Source organism: Paenibacillus sp. FSL L8-0333, from assembly GCF_037965665.1.
GTDB classification, from domain to species: Bacteria; Bacillota; Bacilli; order Paenibacillales; family Paenibacillaceae; genus Paenibacillus_AQ; species Paenibacillus_AQ odorifer.
In genome coordinates this window covers 3,628,043-3,646,591 of record NZ_CP150186.1, presented here as the reverse complement: position 1 = coordinate 3,646,591, position 18,549 = coordinate 3,628,043, and the positions used below count along the sequence as shown (strand labels likewise).

Genomic DNA, 18,549 nt, shown 5'->3' with positions numbered 1-18,549 from the left:
CATTATCTGTGGCTTTCAAATTATTTATCTTGGCTGTCTTTTCTATATTGTTCCTCTCTTCTATCTTCACACTCCGCTTATCAACCGAAGTTTCAAACGAATTTTCCTGTTCACGATTGAGATATATGATGCATAATAGCACTGTGTAGAAAATCTGCAAAATCCTCATTGCTATATTGATTAAAGTAGTTATTGAATCGTACATCGAATTTATAAGTATCGGCAATGCAAGCCAGTAGCTCTTTATCACATGGCATGAATTGCATTAGATTTTTTTTCCACTCCTCGATTAATCGTTGAACTTCATCGGAGGAAGGATGCTGATCGACACAAGACGCAATTTGCTTGAATACTTCCTCCATCGATTGAAAACGTTCATCTTTTTCATCTTGTGATAGTTTATCCAACGTTTCATTAAACACATTATACGCTTCTGTTTCACCATAGATGAATCTCGCCTCATTTGCATATTGTTCTTTTAATGGCAAAACGGAAGAATTGTTGAAAATTTGCAAATTACTAATATCATTCCCCGAAACGTATTCTTCGAGAGCAACCATGATGGTTTCTAGTCTTTGTTTTCTCGAAAATAAGGTTTGTCTCTGCTTCTTTAATATTTGATTCTGTTCTTGCCTGGTCAGCTTTAAAATGTCCGCAATTTCTTTCAAGGGAAAATCCAATTCCTTTAAGAACAAAATAGTTTGAAGTTTTTCCAAACTGCTTCGATCATATAAGCGATACCCTTTTTCCGTCAGATGTGTCGGTTTAAATAAATCAATCCTATCGTAATAATGCAAGGTCCGGCTAGTAATGCCTGTAATCTGAACAATATCTTTAACAGCTAATAATGGTTTCTTCATCCCAAAATCCTTTTACTTCGTCTAGTATTTGAGCAGCAGGTGTTATTGTGGCCTCAAAGATTGTTCTTCCTGTTTTTCTTAAATAATATTGGATTAAATAATATCCGCAAGCGTAGCCAGCACTATAAGGCATATTGACCGGTTCAAAGTTTTGAAGTTTGGCGATCTCGTCACCGTAAAGATACGGAGCAAATTTATCAAACCCTGTTAATTGCAATTGCTCTCTAAGGACAGGCTTTATGCGCCTGTTAAGTGTGTCTGCGTTTGTTTTCGTTACCCAAGGGCCGAGCAATTCTTCGCCAAACATGAACATAGCATAGTTTTCAGCTAATCCTTCACTTACAATGAGCTCGCCCAAATTAACGGTGTGATCCCACTGAATAAATTGATATCGCACATTATGGTTGCATTCGTGCGCCAGCGCAGCCTTCATTCGAGAAATCGTGTACTCATTTGGCAAGAGTGTACCCCAGATAAACCCGGGAATGCCCCCAAAGCCACTATATCCTTCGTTTATTGTTAAGGCACTGCTTTCAGGATTCCCTAGTTGAATGGTAAACAAATATTCGGATACGGGGAGACTTATTTCATGCTCTATAAATAGACGGAGGCTTTTCCTTACCGCGTGCTCACACTCTAACCAAAAAGAATCTGATGAAATCAACTCTACCTCAGATGAAATCTGCTGGGTAATCTGATCAGGGGATCGATGCATTATACTATTAAACGTAACAACGTCAAAACCATTCCCCTCTTCAGCTCTAAAAGGGATCTGTTGAATTTGCCATTGTTTCATAAAGGGAGCCATCATTTCATTTCTGAATAATTCAAGTTTTTCCTCGGGCGAAGCTTGGGCAACTTTTTGATAAATGTGGTCTGAACGCAATGTTTTTATGTTCATATCTCTCACTCCTAGTCGTCTATAGTGAGAATTATGCACTATGACCTAACGTCATAGTCAAGGGATTTGGATCAAATACTGAAAATTAGGTATTTTTATCGCCAGTTATATAAGTTTCTTCCCAGATGGTTCTCCTTTGCCTTAATAATTATGATTACACTGTTGAATAAATTGTTAGATACGAATTTTTTTGCAAAAGGTTACAAACAATTTCGTTGATATTTCAATATAATAGAAACTGATCGTATGGAACGTCGCTCAGTAAATATATAAGCAATAACGCCCTATCTCGTGCTCTATAACATCGTCCACCTTAAGAGTAAGTTAGGTCAGTTTTTATGGAGTATATTGTGTAAACAAGCTTATGCGCGCTTATTTATTGTTATAGAACATATGGATTTGGTTTGAATGACAGACTCATTCGTTAAAATAGGGCGTAATCCCTTTTGAATATAGGTTCTCCACTAACTTGAAAAATTCTTCTGACGACAAATCCTTTTGACGCTGGAGCCAAAGACGAAACAAAGAAAGAGCAGTTGTCAGGTAAAACTCAATGAAGTATGGCGTTAAGGATTGGTTTTGCGGAACGTTTAATTCTAATTGATCCAAAGTGATTTCTTTCTTTAAGCGTTTTAAAAAACGGGCACTTCCATAATCACCCAAAAGGGCATTAAGAACCAGGAGATGTTCTTTTTTATCCAGACAATTGAGCGTATCTTGAACCGTATCCTTCGATAGCTCTTTATTCGCCAATTCTTTTTTTATGTCATTCAATAAGTCATTTTCAACAGAGTCTAACAATTCGTAAATGTCAGTAAAGTATTGATAAAAGGTGCTGCGGTTATATCCTGACTTATTCGAAATTTCCTGAATCGAAATTTTTTCAATCGGCTTTTGGCTATATAACTCACAAAAAACTTCTACAAACTTTTGTCTTGTTTTCTCCGTTATTTGGGGTTGCTTTTTCATGTTACCCTCCTGCTAGTGAATAAGAATATCATCCGACAAATCATAAAAAACTGATGGTTGATCAAGGAATAATGAAGATATATAATCACATCATACAACATGTTGTCGGATAATTAAAAGAAAATGCTAATAAGTAGGGGTGGTTTAATTGTCAGCAAAACAAGATAGAATTTTAATTTTTGGTGCAGGTGTCATCGGGAGCATGTACGCAATTAAGCTTTTTGAAGCAGGGTTTGACGTTAGCCTGTTTGCACATTCGAATAGATATAAATCATTAAGAGAAAATGGCCTGCAGTATATAGAAAAAGGTACAATTAGATCGATACAAGTGAATGTCATTGATACGCTCGAAAATGACGATGTATACGATTTTATTTTCGTTACCGTTCGTTATGATCGGTCCGAATCAGCATTGTTAGCGCTAAAAGATAATCAAAGCAAAAATATAGTTACGATGATTAGTAATTCAATTGGATTTTCTTCGTGGCTGGATATCATAGGAGATAGACTTTTACCAGCTTTTCCTGGCTTCGGCGGACAGATTAAAGATGGAGTATTGCATGCTCGATTTCTACCAAAGTTCATAGCGGCAACTGCATTTGGAGAAATTAATAGTGTAGTGACAGAACGCATAGAAAACCTCGCAAAATTATTTAAGACAGCAAAGCTTCCCTACGTTATTAAAAAGGATATGCAAGCGTATTTAATCACACATTCCGTATCAGATATTGCCATGTTGAGTTTTTTGCATTCTGAGAATAAGATAATTGACAAAAAAACAGCCAGAACCAGAAAGACGGCACGCAAAATAACAGTCACTTTAAAAACCTATCTAAGGGCAATACAAAAAGCTGGCGTTTCAATTGATCCATCAATGCTTAAAATGGTGCTGAAATTTCCAAACTTATTTTTGGATCTTTTCTTTATGACATGGCTAAGAACTAAAATGGTTAGGGATATGATGTTGCCGGATTATGCGAATAATGCTAACAATGAGATTGTGCAGTTGAGTAATGATTTAATGAAATTTTTAAGTCAAAATGATATCAAATCGGAAATACATGTTCAGTAATTTTTTGTTAAAATAGTATGGTGATTTTTAATTTATTTTCATTAAATCCTTCAATTGGGGTTAATCTAAATATGAAAATCGAAATATATAGTTTTTTCGTAACATCCTTGACTAAACTAACGGGAAACGATAATTGAACAACAACAGCGGCAGTCTAAGACTTTATTTATCAAGTCTTTTTCTGTCGCTGCTTTATTTACTGGACCCAGTCTAAGACTTTTTTTCACAGAACACCATACATATCCACATATCGCACTAAAGAATCCCCAGAAATAATCAAAACTCATAAACGTTCCCCTCCCACTTTTCCTAACTTGCAATCCATTAAGTCCAAAACGCCCCATGATAATCTCTCCCCGAAACGCCCGCCAATCTCATTTCTGTGCCTTTCATCTTCACTTCTACGGAGTAGCCCACTTTGGTTACCAACACAAAAACACCTCTCAAATGATCCCCCTATCTTACGACTGGGAAGAACTTTCTTAAAGGTGTTTTGATTTGACTCACGTTATGGCCGAGTGCTCTATTTTGGTTTTTCTATCGCTTTAAAGTCAGGCTGAATGTTTAAATAGCTCCCAGATGCCCATTACCTCCGTGATGGCGCGATCAATCGTTGCAAAAGGGACTCCGTCCCTTGCTTGTGTAGATATGCCATGCATGAAGGTATCAAAGACGGTAGTCATCATCGAGACATCTATGGACGAAGGAATTTCACCAACATCTATGGCACGCTGGATGCAATCTTGCAGGTGGCTACGAATCTGCTTTCTTTTTTCAGCAACAATTTCACGAATATGATTGTTTTTGGAGGAGCATGTGCTAGCTGACAGCACAATCAAACAGCCATTCGGATGATCGCTATCCGTTTGCATTTTTGCAGTACGTCTTAAAGTTGTTTCAATTGCTTCCCGAGGAGTAAGCGTGTGATCCGCAAGACTTTCCGTGACTCGTCCAAAAGTCCCCATATATTGTTCAACAGCTTCTTTAAACAGGGCTTCTTTTGACTCAAAGGCCGCATAGAAACTGGCTGCTGAAATATTCCCCATGTCCGCTCGAAGTTGTAGCAACGAGGTTGCTTCGTATCCTTGTTCCCAAAAGAGCATCATCGCCTTTAAAAGCGCTTCATCCCGATCAAAAATGCGTGGACGTCCAGTTCTTGCCATAAGAGATCCCCCCTTGTTTTTCTTAATTATATACTAATCGATCCAAAAGTTATTGACAAGGTGTGAAAGGTTGAATAACATAAGGAATGATCGATCCACAAGTCGATTAACTTTTCATATCTGCCTAAAAGGAGGCTCATAGATGTCTGATTTATCTTCTAATCGTTTCCCATGGTTGGGGTTGTTAGCCTTAGCTGTGGCTGGTTTTATTGCAATTATGACTGAAACCCTTCCCGCGGGGTTGTTGCCGCAAATCAAAGAAGGGCTACAGGTGTCGGAAGCATTGGCTGGACAACTTGTCACATTGTACGCCATTGGTTCGATGGTTGCCGCCATACCCGTGGCAGTACTGACTGGGGGGTGGCGGCGGCGTCCGCTTTTGCTTCTATCGATTATCGGATTTCTTATTTTCAACACTATTACAGCTCTCTCATTGAACTATGTACTAACACTTGTCGCTCGCTTCTTTGCCGGAGTAGCTGCCGGTGTTTTATGGGGTTTGATTGCCAGTTATGCTCTACGTATGGTGCCTGATCATCTAAAGGGAAGGGGCATGGCTGTAGCCATGATTGGAACACCCATTGCTTTATCCCTTGGAGTTCCTGCCGGTACGCTGATAGGAACCTTAATGGGCTGGCGCTCGGTGTTCTGGTTGATGTCGTTGTTGGCGTTCTTGCTAATTTTCTGGGTGCTCTGGAAAGTTCCCGATTATCCGGGACAGTCGGCTGATAAACGCATTTCAGTATTCAAAGTTTTACTCACACCTGGGGTGATTCCTATCTTGGCTGTGGTTCTTACCTGGATGCTGGCACATAATATTTTGTACACCTATATCTCTCCTTTCCTGGATGATATGGGGCTAGAACCCTATCTCGGACAGATTCTACTTATTTTTGGGATTATGGCACTGGTGGGAATCTGGGTGATTGGGATTTTCATTGATCGTTGGTTGCGTCCGTTGGTTCTCATCAGTCTTACCGGATTTGCTCTGATATCTCTTGTACTAGGACTTTGGAGTGAGCATGGTACTATTATCTTCATTTCTGTTGCGCTGTGGGGGCTGACATTCGGTGGTGCGGCAACATTGTTGCAGACGGCACTTGCCCAGGCTGCCGGGAAGCAAGGTGTGGATATCGTGATGCCTATCAATACAACGGTTTGGAATCTGGCTATCGCCGGCGGTGGGATATTGGGAGGAGTCCTTCTGAATCAATGGGGTACAACCTCCTTTCCTTGGGCACTCCTGCTTCTCTTGCTTCTTGCTCTGTTTGTTGCCTGGCGTGCTAAAAGGTATGGATTTCGTCCATCCCAGATCCGTTAAGTAATCCGATTGCCATCCGTCTGCTATTGACTGTGAATTGTTCTTGCACGATCGTGGCAATCATTCATCGATTTGCGCCACTGAAAATCATAAAATGCACCACCAAAAACCATAAATTATATCAGATCGATATGTGAACCAGGCGGAATCATGAATTTCGTCAGGTTCTTTTTGTAGTCTAGTCTTGTAAATCAAAGCAATCTAAGTAAATATAAAGGTTTTATATTACTTAGTAAAAGTATACTTTACTATTGTTAAAAATAAGTTTATAATTTGCTTCAAGAGGTGATGGTCATGAAGAAAGATTTTGGTGATTCAATATCCAATAAGGTTTATGAATATCGTGTACTTGCCAGAATGTCTCAGCAAGAATTAGCAGAGAAAGTCGGGGTTTCCAAACAAACCATTTTCGTAATGGAAAAAGGGAATTATGTTCCGACTCTGCTATTGGCTTTTCGGATTGCTGATTTTTTTAATGTTGATGTAAACGATGTTTTTACTTATTTGAAAGGAAATGATCAAAATGAAAATTAAGTCTATTTCTGATATCCATAACGCAATTTTTCACCCTTTAAAGTCCTGGGCTGAGCAATCTACGGGAAATTGGAATATTCTCATTGGAGTCGGTTTTTTACTGCTCATGGGTAGTGCGATTTTTACCTATGTATTTTATAAGAAGATTGGGCAAGACGATGAACGGACAAATAAAATCTTTTTGAAAAGCAGTTACTTTATGCTGTTGACAATTATTCTATGTGACATGATTTTTCCTAAAGAGTATATGTGGAACATCTTTTTCTTGTTCAAATATGCGCTAGCATTTTTAGCTGGTGGAATTTACATGGCCATCCAGTATAAAAAGGATTTGTCGTAAGGAAGGGTCGCAGAGCGAGGGCCAGCTAAGGATGGGGATTAGACAATGTTGATAAATATACTAACTAAGTGATATGGAAGTTCAATAGGTGCAATCGGGTTGTAAAATAAATTTCTAAAATCAAAAATATCCTTTTATGTACCTTCCCCCCTCTGCTTCTAGCGGAAATAGATACATGTTCTTGTCCATTTTTGGCAATGGTTACATGTTCTTGTCCTTTGATCGCGACAAGAACATGTATTCATAAATCAAAAAAAACCGCGCTCACCCCCGCCTCTTATGGGACTATTATATCGGTGAGTGTATACAAACCATGTAATGCTTGCTGTTAATAATGCTGACGCAATCAAGGCTGTAAGAACACTATATGTTTGCCAAATAAGTATCGTTGACCAATCTAATGCACAGCACATTATACACAGGGCAATCGTAGCAATCAGCAAAATAGATGTTACGATTATTCGCTTTTTTGTCATTGGCTGCCGCCCATTCATTTTTCTTCTGCGTAATCCTAAGAGAAAGAACAGAACGGCCAATAGGCAAAAAATAATTGTGGTAGACGATAAAATGATGTCCAAAAGCTGTGTGCCGCTTATTTCATATGACTGCGTTAGATTGCCGTCTAATATATCTTTGATTTTTAGTACCATGCTTCTGTTGATATTGGCGCCGTTGGTCAGCAAGCAGACGGCTGTTCGTTCATTTGGCAGTATGATCACTTCGGTTCCAAAATTGGGATTTCCCCCGGGGTGCTCTATAATCGTTTGGTTGGCGTTTACCGTCCAGCCCGCCGCATAATACATTTCGTTGACATCCGGAACAGACATATCCCCCTGATGTGATTTTTCGATAACCGTATGGAATATTTCGGGTATGTCCTTCACAATACCCATCTGTATGCCCATCCAACGCGCCATATCTTTTGTACAAGAAATGATGTAGCCTGCGGGTTTATTCCCGGAATAATCCGGCGCGTTATATGGAGTTGTCATAAAAAAGGAAGAACGGTAGCCCTGTGCCAACTGTCCGGTGGCTTGAGCCTCTTCTTTATAAACATACGTCTGGTGAAGACCTAACGGCTGAAATACCTGTTCCCTCATAAAGTCTTCATAGCTTTGTCCCGACACAATCTCAATAACCAAACCCAATACGTCATAATTAACGGTTCCATAGCTATACTGTTCACCGGGAGGGAACGCCAACTCAGCATCTACCAGCATTTCCACAGTCTTTTGCAACAAATCTGGTGTATTGCCTTGTGGAATATTTTGAGAATGCCTACCATTTGTTAGGCCGCTAGTATGGTGAAGAAAGTTATTGAGTGTAAGGCTTGTCATATCAACAGGTTTCCCTTGATACTTTAACGTAAACCAAGGTAAATATTTTTGGACAGTGTCAGTCATTGACAGCAGCCCTTGCTCCTCCAACAGCAGAATGCCCATGCCGGTAAAAGCTTTACTGACCGAGGCTAACTCATATAGTGTATTTTCACTTGCAGACAATCCACCTTCACGGTCTGCATACCCGGAAGAAAAGTAGAACATTTCATCAGCAGCAAGTATCGAGATTGACATTCCCGGCACACCTGATATACGACGGGCATCATCCAGCAACGCGTGTATTGCCGCAGATTGCGTATCTGACAACGACGCATAACTTTGTGTTGCGAATCCTGAGATTAATATAAGTATCGTTATCACACAAACAATAGTCTTTTTCATAAACTCTCCATATCGAAAAAATTATGCGAGGATAATATAAACAACCCGTAGTACGCCTTATCCACCTAATGTATCGTTCCATTTTACTTAATGCTAGACGTTCAATAATTAGATTACAATTGTAAACTTCACAGACCCATGTATATTATTTCTTGTTTCGCAAAAAAGACCCCTCTGATTGCTTACCGGAAAGGTCTCCTTTCTTTTATAAAAATTCCACCCTATTATGATAAAGCTCAGCGTAGGCAAGTTTCATTAATCTTTCCATGTTACCTGCCATCCATATGACTGAAGTTTAAAGTATTTACTAAACTCCGCGACTACGGACTTCGCATTCTCTTTCGATGTTGCATGAAATATAGTTATATCGACTATATTACAGTCTGAAATTTCCTCCAAACCTTTAAGTCTTGATGCATCTACTCCAATCTGCTTTAGACTCATACAATTTTTGAGTATTGTTAAATCTCCAACCGGATAAGTGAACTGCTTTAATTTCTTCAATTCTCCTATAACCTCTATATGTGATTCATCTATTGCACAGCTATCTGTCTCAAAAACCGTAAGATTCTTTAAAGCTTTTAAGAATGATAAATGTGGTATTGTCACTTGTTTGAGCTCTAGTTTTATTAACTTACTAAGGTTTGAAATATAAAGCAGGTCGCCAACCTCCATTTCTTCTAAACTTAGTTCCTTCAAATTTTTTATAGTTCCTATTAATTCCATTTCAATTGAGTTCATTCTACATAATCTCAAACTCTTTAAATTCTTTATATCTTTCAGTTTATGTATATCTTTTAATGGAAGTCCTATTAATGTTAGCTTCCTTAACCCATCTAAAGAAACCAAGTACTTCAAATCAGACTCTTTAAAAGCTTCTGATCCTATCACAAGTTCTGCTAAAGAAGTCAACCGTTGAAGTACATCAAAATTAGTAATTTCATCCGCATGTATAATAAGTTCTTTAAGATTAACCATATGGGTTAAAATATCCAAAGATATTGCTCCGTATTTTTGAGCTTGATCAGCTCTAATAAATACCATTCTCTTTTTTTTCAATGTTTTTGAAGATACAAAACCACTATCAACATCGTCTTTAAAATACTCTTCCCAAAATCCGCTTACAGGGATAAGGCTGTTCTCTTCGATATTCCAATTAGTCAAAGCTAAAATATCATCTAACAAACTTCCATTTTCACGAGATAATATGATTACATCATCTTCTTCACGAATACCAATACTATTATTTCTGAGGCTCGAATCAATAAATTCAAAGAAATGCCCCAAACTTTCAGCAATAACATAGGAAAAATTAGAATTATGATCAATCGTAATAATTTGCCCATAAACGCCTTTATTTCCGGGGTCTAAATCTATTGCCAAAAATGAGCCACCACCATCTTCAGCAAAAGGAATCCAGCCTTCTCTGTAGTTCCCATCTTTTATTACATCTGATTTGCTGGATATAATATCGTATGCTGATTCCAAAAGGGACTTCCAGTTGCTTACTATCGATTCAATGTTCATCCAACCAAGACCAGCCATAACACCAAAAATCTGCTCTCCTTCTCCATTAGAATTCATGTATAACTTTCTGAAATCTTCTGGAAATTTGCAGTTCATCATGCTCTCGAAAAGATCTATTTCTGATTCCTCAACTGCTGGATTCAATAATTCCTCTACATTTGGTATATGCGATTTTAATGTCTCAATAATTAAACACTCTTCTTTTTTATTAGCTAATGACATATAGTGGCCCCCATTCTACAGAGTCATAATAGTTTCAGTAAACATCCTTGGTTGATCATCAATCATTTTGTTATGATTCATCTTCAACAGTTCTATCAATAATTAATTCTATCTTACATATGGAGCATCTATTTCCCAATTTAGCAATATCGTATCATGAATTTGTAAATATTGTTGTATTAAGTCATATACAAAAACCTAAGAGTCATCTTAGGGGTTAATTTTATCTCTATATAAACTTCATTCACAACTAATTTTTTACCCTATTTATGGTACGGTTCAGCCCGATTTGTCCTCACCGCGGGATACATCTGTTCCAAGCTTTCAGCCACGTTTAGATTCTATTGTGATTGTGCGCCCTGAGTCTGAACCAGCTGATCTTCTCAACTGCTGTGTTGCGGTCCCCATCTGCAGTTTCCGGGCAATCTGCTTGTTGCGCATTCCTCTGATACCTTCAATAGTCCTCCTTGCTTCATTTAGTGTTATATATACTGGTTTTCTCAAATTAATCACGTAATCTAGTGCTCCGAATAATAAAAAAAGCCCGCAAGCTAGGTACCTGCGGCTTTGAATTTTATTTAGGATATGTTGTAATTTATTATTATCTCTCCCCTCCCCAACAAAGCCATAGCCCCCTTTTATGGAGTTGCTTGTGGAAGCTACAGCAAAGGCTATACGCGTTGAATCGTGGCTATCACGACCCCGGCAAATCCAATGCCTAACTGCACCAGTATTTCCGTGCTCCTAGGAGGACACGCTATGCGATTTTCAAGTGGCAATCGCCTCTTTCTGTTCCTTAGCTTTTGGGAATCCTTGATCTACTCCTTGTTCTCTACGACTATCACGGAAGAGCTCGTACGTCACATACACCGGTCGCCCTGTTCGTGGTTCCAGCATAATCTCGGCATCAATAGCAAACACCTCACGCAGCGTTCGTACCGTCATTACACGCTCTGGCGAACCATGCTCCACCACCTGGCCCTCACGAATCGCCACCATATAGTCGGAGAAGCGTGCTGCCAGATTCAGGTCATGCAGCACCATCACAATCGTCACCTGTTGACTGCGATTCAGTTCATAGAGCAGTTCCAGCACTTCAAGCTGATGCGCCAGGTCCAGATAGGTGGTGGGTTCATCCAGCAGGATCAGATCGGTTTGCTGGGCGAGAGCCATCGCAATCCATACGCGCTGACGCTGACCGCCAGATAGCGTATCGACCTCACGATGCTCAAACGCTGTAAGCTGTGTAACCGATAGGGCCCAGGCTACTACTTGCTTATCCTCTTTGGAGAGCTTGCCGAAGCCCCGTTGATGTGGAAAACGCCCATAGGCGACTAATTGACCGACCGTCAAACCGCTTGGTGCGGTCGGCGTCTGCGGCAGAATCGCCATCTGCTTGGCCACTTCCTTGGTGGACAGCGTGCGGATATCTGCACCATTCAGATAAACCGTACCATTATTCGTCTTAAGCAGCCGACCAACTGCCTTTAGTACGGTTGATTTGCCGCATCCATTGGGACCAATAATCGAGGTAATCTGTCCACGCGGAATCTGCAAGTCCAGTTCTTGTACGATAAGCGTGTCATTATAGGCAATATCGATTTGTTGCGCTGTAATACTTTCCATGACGTCCTCCTAATTGGCCTTCGATAGTAAATAAAGAAAGTACGGAACACTGATGACCGTAATGACAATTCCCGTCGGCACATCTCCCCCCAGGCTAACCGTGCGCGTAATCGTGTCAGCAAGTACCACGACTAATCCCCCGGTCAGGCTGGCAGCGGGAACGAGCAATTTGTGATCGGGCCCGACCAGTTTTCTTGCCATATGCGGAGCGATCAAGCCAACGAAAAAGAAGCTTCCACCCACGGCCACACTGCCAGAGGATAAAGCAACCGCAGCGATCGACAACCCCAAAAACTGCCGCTTCACGGCAAGACCCAGCCCTACTGCCGTCTGATTGCCCAGATGGAGGGTGTTGAGTATGCGAGACTTGTAGAAAATATAGCCGAGTAAAATCAATACCCATGGCGCCAGTACGGAAATATAACGCCAATCAGCGCCCCACAAGCTTCCCGCCAGCCAGTGCAGCATGAAATCCATCTGCGAATCATTCAGCTTGAGAGTCAGGAAGGTGGTCAGCGCTTCATACCCGCTTCCGAGTGCGACCCCGGTTAAGATCAAACCGATTGGCGAAATATCTCGCCCACGGCGATACGATATTAAGAAGATCAATCCCGCCGCCAACAATCCGCCAACAAAGGCCAGTAGTGGCAGGGCTATAAAGGAGCCCTTTCCTGTCGATGCGATGAATACGACGAAGAACAGGACAAACAAACCCGATCCCGAACTAATCCCCAGCGTCCCCGGACTAGCCATGTCATTACGCAGCAAACTCTGCATCACGACCCCAGCCGCTCCCATTCCCAGGCCTACCAAGATGGACAGTGTGATTCGTGGCAGGCGAAAATCGAACACGATCAGATTTTGCTTGTCTGTACCGTTTCCCAGGAGAACATTCAGCACTTCTAGCGGTGAAAGATTCATTTTGCCAGAATTCATGCTAATGACAGCAAACATAAGGATGAGCACCATAAGCACTATATTGACGATTATGCCCCTTTGCACCGTATAACGCTGCTTGATCATTCAGATTCCCTCCTTTGCTTGCGAGCCAGGAAGAGAAAGTACGGCACACCAATGATAGAAAATATAATGCCAATCGGTGTTTCGAACGGCTTATTGATCAAGCGTCCAGCCAGATCGGCCGACACGGTCAGCAACGCACCATATAGCGCAGCTGCCGGAATAATGTAACGATAGTCGACACCGACCATGTATCGCACAATATGTGGGGTAATCAGACCAACAAAACCGATGGGGCCAACTAAGACAACAGCCAATCCAGTCAGTACGAGCACGATAATCGTCGATAACCCCTTGACCAGTCCGCTACGAATACCGAGACCACTTGCCACATCATCCCCCAAACTGAGCAGTGTAACAGAAGGAGATAGCGCCAGCGCCAGCAGCACACCACCAACAAATAGCGGTGAGATAATCAGCAATTCCCCCCACTTGACCCCCGCTGTACTGCCTGCCGTCCAAAATGCCAATGCTCGACCCAGGTTATAATTGATCGCTAAATACTGACTGAGAGCGCCAAATAGCATGGAGATGGACAGTCCTGCCAGTACCAGCCGCTGAGGCGTCATCCCGCGCTTGCCCAGTGACGCGATGAAATAAGTGATCCCGGTCGCGAGCGCTGCTCCCAGACAAGCAAACAGCATCATCTGCCCATACGAATAACCCGGCAGAAAGGCCAGGCAAAGAGCAATCGCGAATGCTGCCCCAGAGCTGATCCCCATCAGCCCGGAGTCGGCCAGCGGATTGCGCGTCGTTCCCTGCATAATAGCCCCACATACCGCAAGGCTGCACCCGACGATCAGATCGGCTACGGTACGCGGAAGACGTAGGGTTTGAATAATTTGATGCTCAGTGAGCGTTGGATCAAATCGGAAAATAGCCTCCCATGCAGTCGCTAACCTCATGTCGGCGGCACCGAAGCTAATCGACGCCGCCGACATGAGAACCGTTAATCCAAGCCCTACCACCATGTACATGGTGAAGTTCACCGCCCCACGGCGTTTTTGTTCAGGCTTGTTTTTCATTACGTTTTCCTTTCCTTACCTACTGACAGTCATATTTGTAAATTGGAGTACTTCTTAATACCTTGTCAAAACCCTTATTGAGGCATTGCCAGCAATTGATTGATAATATGATCAATCAATGCACTGGAAGTCATTATATCCGTGGACCAAGATAGCGATGTACCCACCGTTATGATCCGGTTATGTTGCACAGCAGGTAGTGATTTCCAGACCGCATTATCAGTTGGAACTTCCGTATCTCCTATAGCGATTAGATAATCCCCTATGTAAGCAGCCAATACCTCCATAGAGATATCTCCCCAATATTTATCTGCGTCAATAATATCAGTTTGAACTTTTGATGGTGCCTTCATTTTAAGTTCATTATAAACAAGCTCGCCAACCGCATGTTTGGCTCCAGCGATGTAGTTACTTTTATCACTGAATTCCCCCATAGTAATCGTCACGTCTGAAAGACCTGCATTCTGAAGGGCTAACTTCGCTTCTTCGATTTTTCCGGCATAAGCACTCAAAACAGCCTTAGCCTCTTCCTGCTTGTTCAAAACATCGCCAATAAAATGTATACGCTCTTCTGTAGTCATATCACCATAAGGGACATAAATTGTTGGGGCAATTTTGGATAAATCTTCATAATTTTCATCACCCCATGCTAAAATGATCAGATCAGGCTCAAGAGTCATGACATCTTCCGGCTCCATAGCTATTTTAATGGAGTCTGTAATCTGGTTAGCAAAAACAGCCTCTTTCCCGTCCCTTGCTGCTCTCGCCACACCTAGAGGAGTTACACCCAGGGCTACCACATCACCAACCAAGTAATCGACTACAACACGCTGAGGGTTGTTAGGCACCTTAACGTCACCCTTTACTGTGGATATCGTTCTCGTCTGCGAGACTGCTTCTGAAGCTTTCGTCTCCGATACTTCCGGTTGTGTCGTCTGTTGTGTCTGTGCAGGGTTTGGATTTACCGTTCCCCCGTTATTCGATGGCGTTCCCGACGCACATGCCGACAATAACAGCATCAAGCTCATCGCCGCCGCCAAGATCATTTCTTTACTTCTTACTTTTCCAAACATGATTGATTCCCCTTCTCTATAAGACTGGACTAGACCTGCTAGTTCCCTCTCATAGTAAAGAAAATGAGAATCATTATCAATACCATCAACCTGCATGGATAGTGCGTTTATTTTCCGATAATCACTTGGTGTCATCTTGTAATACTTCTTAAACATCCGAAACAGATTTTTCTCATCTGCAAAACCAGATCCTGTTGCGATCTCTTTAATGGTTGCTTCTGTATGCTTCAAGTCATGGCAGGCAGCTTCAACCCTTCTCTGAATGAGGTACTCCTGTAAGCTCATGCCTTCCTTCTTTTTGAACAGCCGCGTCAATTGCCCGCCACTGATCCCAAACATATCGGCAATTTCTTGAAACATAATCGGCTGCATGTAATGTTTATCGAGGTATATCTTGGCAGAACAAGCCGGATCTGGCTGGAGATACCGAATCTCACCACTCTCAAAATCTCTGTAGACCCCATGAATCAATTGATATAGAAAACTTTTGGCCTGCAGCTGATCCATCGCCTTGCCGCGGTTCCAGCCATTCATCATCTGTTGAAACCAATCGAGTAGCAAGATAGGATTACTTGGTGTATAACCAAACTGTTGAACAAATGGGTTCACTTCCTCCAGTAATTGCTGCAGGTGCCTCTTGAAAAAAAGAGGTAATTCTGCTTTATAAAACACCATAAAGGTCTTCACATTCTCCCCTATAGGTGAAATACTGAGCAGGCTCCCCTTCCCTCCGTGAACTAAACCAAAGCGTTCCATTCCAAATGTGGTTTCATTCAGTTGAATTTGTGCTTCTCCTCCACATGCATAGATAAACATGCTACTAGGCATTTTATACTGCTCCAACGGGTATTGGGACGCTACATTCTGAAAACGCACGTCTATTAATGTAATGATCGAACGTGTCCAAATATGGGCCATCGTATCGATCATCTCCGGTGTAAATACCTGGCTTGCTGCTGCTTCGTCTTGCATCTATCTGCGCTCCCTCATCTCACTTTTTCCATTTTATATATCACCTATTAATTGATATTGATTATCAATATCATAATTCATGAGGTAAGTATATCATCATTAAGTGACATTGGGGACAGGGGCCGAATAAATGTATAGAATCCTTATCTAGGATGCTTTCATGAACGGTCATCGTTGCATCAACCCCACCTTTAAACACAGATATCGTAAAAATGAACGTTTCAGCGGGCTTCCGCTTCGAGAAATTTAGAAGAACATCGAATCGGCAATCACAAGTTCTTGCCCTGAACAAAAGACAAGAACTTGTTCCAATAAAAAAACCGCGCCCAGCGCGGATTCCAGTGAGACTATGTTCTTGTCCTCTGATCGGAGAATCGTTTCTCAATCTCAGCAGAAGATATAGTTTACAGCTAAATATCACGAAGCAGTGAAGTATTAAGCTCCGCTCTCCCCAAGTAGCCGCTGCAGATAACGGGGCGGTTAATGATTTCATACATTTTTTTAAGATCGGAAATGTACTCTTGGCTCCAAGTTTCAAACGAATCGAATTCCGCCATTGATATTTGATGGTACTCCGGGGAGTCGGTTACCCCCGTTAGGACCTCATATGCATAAATATTGTCACCAAACTTTCCTACAGATTGGTATCTACCTGTTTTCAGGCGGATATAATCGGTATATCTCACGGTCTTCCCTCATCCTTTCATTGATTTCATCATGTCTATTTTCTTAATCTTGTATAAATCTAACTCCGCAGCAACTCGTCCCGCGCTTCCGTCAGTGCGAACCCCAGCAGATTTCTACCCCGCCATTTCACGGGATTCTCCGCATCTGGATTGGACTGGCCCATGCCGATCCCCCAAATACGGTCCCGCGGGCTAGCCTCCACAAGGATGCGGTTCTTCGTCGAGTTAAGATAATCGTTAAGCTTCGGATTCTGCGAAAATTTGGCCAAGCTGGCTCTTTTGACGATACCGTAACATTCCTTATCCCAAATATCTTTGTCAAAGTTTTGGACCGCACGTCCAAAAGCCTTCATCTCTTTTGGGTGCTTAGCTTTAAGGATGGACTCCAGCATTTCGTCATCGCCGAACAACCTTGCCTTTTCGGCCATCATAAACTGCTCGGCGCAGGAGTACTGCGTTCCCTCTACCGTGAACGGGCACATCCACCATTGGCTGAAGCAGCTTTTATCGACGCTCCCGTCCTTAGGCGGTGTATGTCCCCAAAAAAATACGAATTTGAACTTTTTTCCTTCGTTATATACTTTTCTTAACTCATCGATATTGTAAATCATCGTTAACCCTCCAAATTTCTCCGATATAAGCGGGATGGCCTATGCCCCGCATTTTCGGTATAATGATCGGTCTCCACTACAAGATCTGCAACTTTACGCCGGAAGGCCGCCTTCAACAGCTCTTTATCCATAATTACCTCATACACCTGCTGCAGTTCCGTCAAGGTAAAAAGCATCGGCATCAAGTGCAGTGCAATATCGGTATAATTCACTTTTCCCCGCAACCGATCAATCGCGCATGCTATGATCTTCGCATGGTCGAAGGCTAATCCGTCATTCGATACGATCTCATAATCCGTGCCAGTCGATGTAGTCTTCGCTGTCATAGTCCTTGCCACGACCGCCGAAAGTTCTTCTTCTTCACTGCTTAGTTTGAGTTCGTACTCCAGCGTCTTGATGTATCCGTCCTCAATCAGCTCTTTTTGCTCCCGCAGCGGCCGATAGGATACCTTGAACCAGGCGGCGTCTGCTGCATCATCTCCTGCCTTAAGCTCCAACTTGTCGCTGTTGATCAGAGCCATATAGCTGCAGCTTATCACCCAGGTTCGTGGGTCGCGCCCGATATCACTGAACGTATACAGCTGTTCCAGATAAATGTCTTCCACACCGGTTTCCTCGCATAGTTCCCTTACTGCTGCCTGCTCAGTCGTCTCATTCGGCCGGACAAAACCGCCAGGCAGAGCCCATTTGCCCAAGAAGGGGTGAGCCCCCCGGCGAATAAGGAGGACGCGTAGCTCTTTTTCCGGCAGTTTGCGATAACTGTCAGCATCCTCTTCCGTCACAGTGAAAATAACCATATCCGTTGTCACTGAAGGCCGCTCGTAATCCCCTGCTCTGTATTGCTCCAAAAATTCGCGTTCCATAAGACCATCCTTATCCAACAAATCCAAGTGGGTACGCCTCCTT

The 18,549-nt window shown here is 42.1% G+C and carries 17 protein-coding genes; 4 read left to right on the top strand and 13 right to left on the bottom strand.

What is annotated here, in order from left to right; all coding sequences use genetic code 11:
* Nucleotides 1–110: 110 nt before the first annotated feature.
* The 3 genes from NYE72_RS16200 to NYE72_RS16190 all read right to left on the bottom strand — a co-directional run bounded on the left by NYE72_RS16200 (nucleotide 111) and on the right by NYE72_RS16190 (nucleotide 2,730).
* Complete coding sequence (locus NYE72_RS16200; RefSeq protein WP_076099106.1) at nucleotides 111–860, bottom strand: MerR family transcriptional regulator; 750 nt, start codon at nucleotides 858–860, stop codon at nucleotides 111–113.
* Nucleotides 835–1,761 carry a DUF2268 domain-containing protein gene (locus tag NYE72_RS16195; protein WP_036676993.1) on the bottom strand — a complete coding sequence of 309 codons (927 nt, stop codon included), beginning with the start codon at nucleotides 1,759–1,761 and terminating at the stop codon, nucleotides 835–837. Before NYE72_RS16195 ends, NYE72_RS16200 begins: the two co-directional genes overlap by 26 nt.
* A 417-nt stretch (nucleotides 1,762–2,178) precedes the next feature.
* Entirely contained in the window at nucleotides 2,179–2,730 is a 552-nt protein-coding gene (locus NYE72_RS16190; RefSeq protein WP_036676995.1) for a TetR/AcrR family transcriptional regulator, read from the bottom strand.
* 148 nt (nucleotides 2,731–2,878) lie between these two features.
* Here NYE72_RS16190 and NYE72_RS16185 point away from each other — a divergent pair, with 148 nt between their 5' ends.
* Entirely contained in the window at nucleotides 2,879–3,802 is a 924-nt protein-coding gene (locus NYE72_RS16185) for a 2-dehydropantoate 2-reductase N-terminal domain-containing protein (RefSeq protein WP_076099107.1), read from the top strand.
* A 551-nt stretch (nucleotides 3,803–4,353) separates the two neighbouring features.
* Here the strand turns inward: NYE72_RS16185 and NYE72_RS16180 are convergent.
* On the bottom strand, nucleotides 4,354–4,965 hold the full coding sequence (locus tag NYE72_RS16180) for a TetR/AcrR family transcriptional regulator (protein WP_038571358.1): 612 nt from the start codon (nucleotides 4,963–4,965) through the stop codon (nucleotides 4,354–4,356).
* Between the two features lie 142 nt (nucleotides 4,966–5,107).
* Here NYE72_RS16180 and NYE72_RS16175 point away from each other — a divergent pair, with 142 nt between their 5' ends.
* From NYE72_RS16175 to NYE72_RS16165, 3 genes are all read left to right on the top strand, one after another.
* Entirely contained in the window at nucleotides 5,108–6,286 is a 1,179-nt protein-coding gene (locus NYE72_RS16175; protein WP_076099109.1) for an MFS transporter, read from the top strand.
* Between the two features lie 294 nt (nucleotides 6,287–6,580).
* Entirely contained in the window at nucleotides 6,581–6,820 is a 240-nt protein-coding gene (locus NYE72_RS16170) for a helix-turn-helix transcriptional regulator (RefSeq protein WP_036677000.1), read from the top strand.
* A complete protein-coding gene (locus tag NYE72_RS16165; protein WP_036677002.1) occupies nucleotides 6,810–7,160 on the top strand; it encodes a hypothetical protein in 351 nt (116 codons plus the stop codon). Before NYE72_RS16170 ends, NYE72_RS16165 begins: the two co-directional genes overlap by 11 nt.
* A 248-nt stretch (nucleotides 7,161–7,408) precedes the next feature.
* Here NYE72_RS16165 and NYE72_RS16160 read toward each other — a convergent pair whose 3' ends face one another.
* The 9 genes from NYE72_RS16160 to NYE72_RS16120 all read right to left on the bottom strand — a co-directional run bounded on the left by NYE72_RS16160 (nucleotide 7,409) and on the right by NYE72_RS16120 (nucleotide 18,533).
* Complete coding sequence (locus NYE72_RS16160; protein WP_339210011.1) at nucleotides 7,409–8,881, bottom strand: serine hydrolase; 1,473 nt, start codon at nucleotides 8,879–8,881, stop codon at nucleotides 7,409–7,411.
* Nucleotides 8,882–9,136: 255 nt separating this feature from the next.
* Nucleotides 9,137–10,630, bottom strand: coding sequence for an SMI1/KNR4 family protein (locus tag NYE72_RS16155; protein ID WP_339210010.1), 1,494 nt, complete (start codon nucleotides 10,628–10,630; stop codon nucleotides 9,137–9,139).
* A 768-nt stretch (nucleotides 10,631–11,398) separates the two neighbouring features.
* On the bottom strand, nucleotides 11,399–12,256 hold the full coding sequence (locus tag NYE72_RS16150; protein WP_339210009.1) for an ABC transporter ATP-binding protein: 858 nt from the start codon (nucleotides 12,254–12,256) through the stop codon (nucleotides 11,399–11,401).
* 9 nt (nucleotides 12,257–12,265) lie between these two features.
* Entirely contained in the window at nucleotides 12,266–13,279 is a 1,014-nt protein-coding gene (locus tag NYE72_RS16145) for an iron ABC transporter permease (protein WP_339210007.1), read from the bottom strand.
* Nucleotides 13,276–14,301: an iron ABC transporter permease gene (locus NYE72_RS16140; protein WP_339210005.1), complete on the bottom strand. Its 1,026-nt coding sequence runs from the start codon at nucleotides 14,299–14,301 to the stop codon at nucleotides 13,276–13,278. The genes NYE72_RS16145 and NYE72_RS16140 overlap by 4 nt, the downstream gene beginning before the upstream one ends.
* A 74-nt stretch (nucleotides 14,302–14,375) precedes the next feature.
* Nucleotides 14,376–16,346: an AraC family transcriptional regulator gene (locus NYE72_RS16135; protein WP_339210004.1), complete on the bottom strand. Its 1,971-nt coding sequence runs from the start codon at nucleotides 16,344–16,346 to the stop codon at nucleotides 14,376–14,378.
* A 410-nt stretch (nucleotides 16,347–16,756) separates the two neighbouring features.
* Entirely contained in the window at nucleotides 16,757–17,032 is a 276-nt protein-coding gene (locus tag NYE72_RS16130; protein WP_036677015.1) for a hypothetical protein, read from the bottom strand.
* Between the two features lie 59 nt (nucleotides 17,033–17,091).
* Nucleotides 17,092–17,643 (bottom strand): NADAR family protein, encoded by a 552-nt coding sequence (locus NYE72_RS16125; protein ID WP_036677017.1) that lies wholly within the window; start codon nucleotides 17,641–17,643, stop codon nucleotides 17,092–17,094.
* 2 nt (nucleotides 17,644–17,645) lie between these two features.
* Nucleotides 17,646–18,533, bottom strand: coding sequence for an NUDIX domain-containing protein (locus NYE72_RS16120; protein ID WP_076106699.1), 888 nt, complete (start codon nucleotides 18,531–18,533; stop codon nucleotides 17,646–17,648).
* Nucleotides 18,534–18,549: the final 16 nt, after the last annotated feature.

Bases quoted from the DNA above. Each gene is read 5' to 3' on its own strand.
- NYE72_RS16150 (WP_339210009.1), bottom strand. From the start codon at position 12,256: ATGGAAAGTATTACAGCGCAACAAATCGATATTGCCTATAATGACACG.
- NYE72_RS16125 (WP_036677017.1), bottom strand. From the start codon at position 17,643: ATGATTTACAATATCGATGAGTTAAGAAAAGTATATAACGAAGGAAAA.
- NYE72_RS16140 (WP_339210005.1), bottom strand. From the start codon at position 14,301: ATGAAAAACAAGCCTGAACAAAAACGCCGTGGGGCGGTGAACTTCACC.
- NYE72_RS16175 (WP_076099109.1), top strand. From the start codon at position 5,108: ATGTCTGATTTATCTTCTAATCGTTTCCCATGGTTGGGGTTGTTAGCC.
- NYE72_RS16135 (WP_339210004.1), bottom strand. From the start codon at position 16,346: ATGCAAGACGAAGCAGCAGCAAGCCAGGTATTTACACCGGAGATGATC.
- NYE72_RS16180 (WP_038571358.1), bottom strand. From the start codon at position 4,965: ATGGCAAGAACTGGACGTCCACGCATTTTTGATCGGGATGAAGCGCTT.
- NYE72_RS16200 (WP_076099106.1), bottom strand. From the start codon at position 860: ATGAAGAAACCATTATTAGCTGTTAAAGATATTGTTCAGATTACAGGC.
- NYE72_RS16170 (WP_036677000.1), top strand. From the start codon at position 6,581: ATGAAGAAAGATTTTGGTGATTCAATATCCAATAAGGTTTATGAATAT.
- NYE72_RS16160 (WP_339210011.1), bottom strand. From the start codon at position 8,881: ATGAAAAAGACTATTGTTTGTGTGATAACGATACTTATATTAATCTCA.
- NYE72_RS16155 (WP_339210010.1), bottom strand. From the start codon at position 10,630: ATGTCATTAGCTAATAAAAAAGAAGAGTGTTTAATTATTGAGACATTA.
- NYE72_RS16195 (WP_036676993.1), bottom strand. From the start codon at position 1,761: ATGAACATAAAAACATTGCGTTCAGACCACATTTATCAAAAAGTTGCC.
- NYE72_RS16190 (WP_036676995.1), bottom strand. From the start codon at position 2,730: ATGAAAAAGCAACCCCAAATAACGGAGAAAACAAGACAAAAGTTTGTA.
- NYE72_RS16165 (WP_036677002.1), top strand. From the start codon at position 6,810: ATGAAAATTAAGTCTATTTCTGATATCCATAACGCAATTTTTCACCCT.
- NYE72_RS16145 (WP_339210007.1), bottom strand. From the start codon at position 13,279: ATGATCAAGCAGCGTTATACGGTGCAAAGGGGCATAATCGTCAATATA.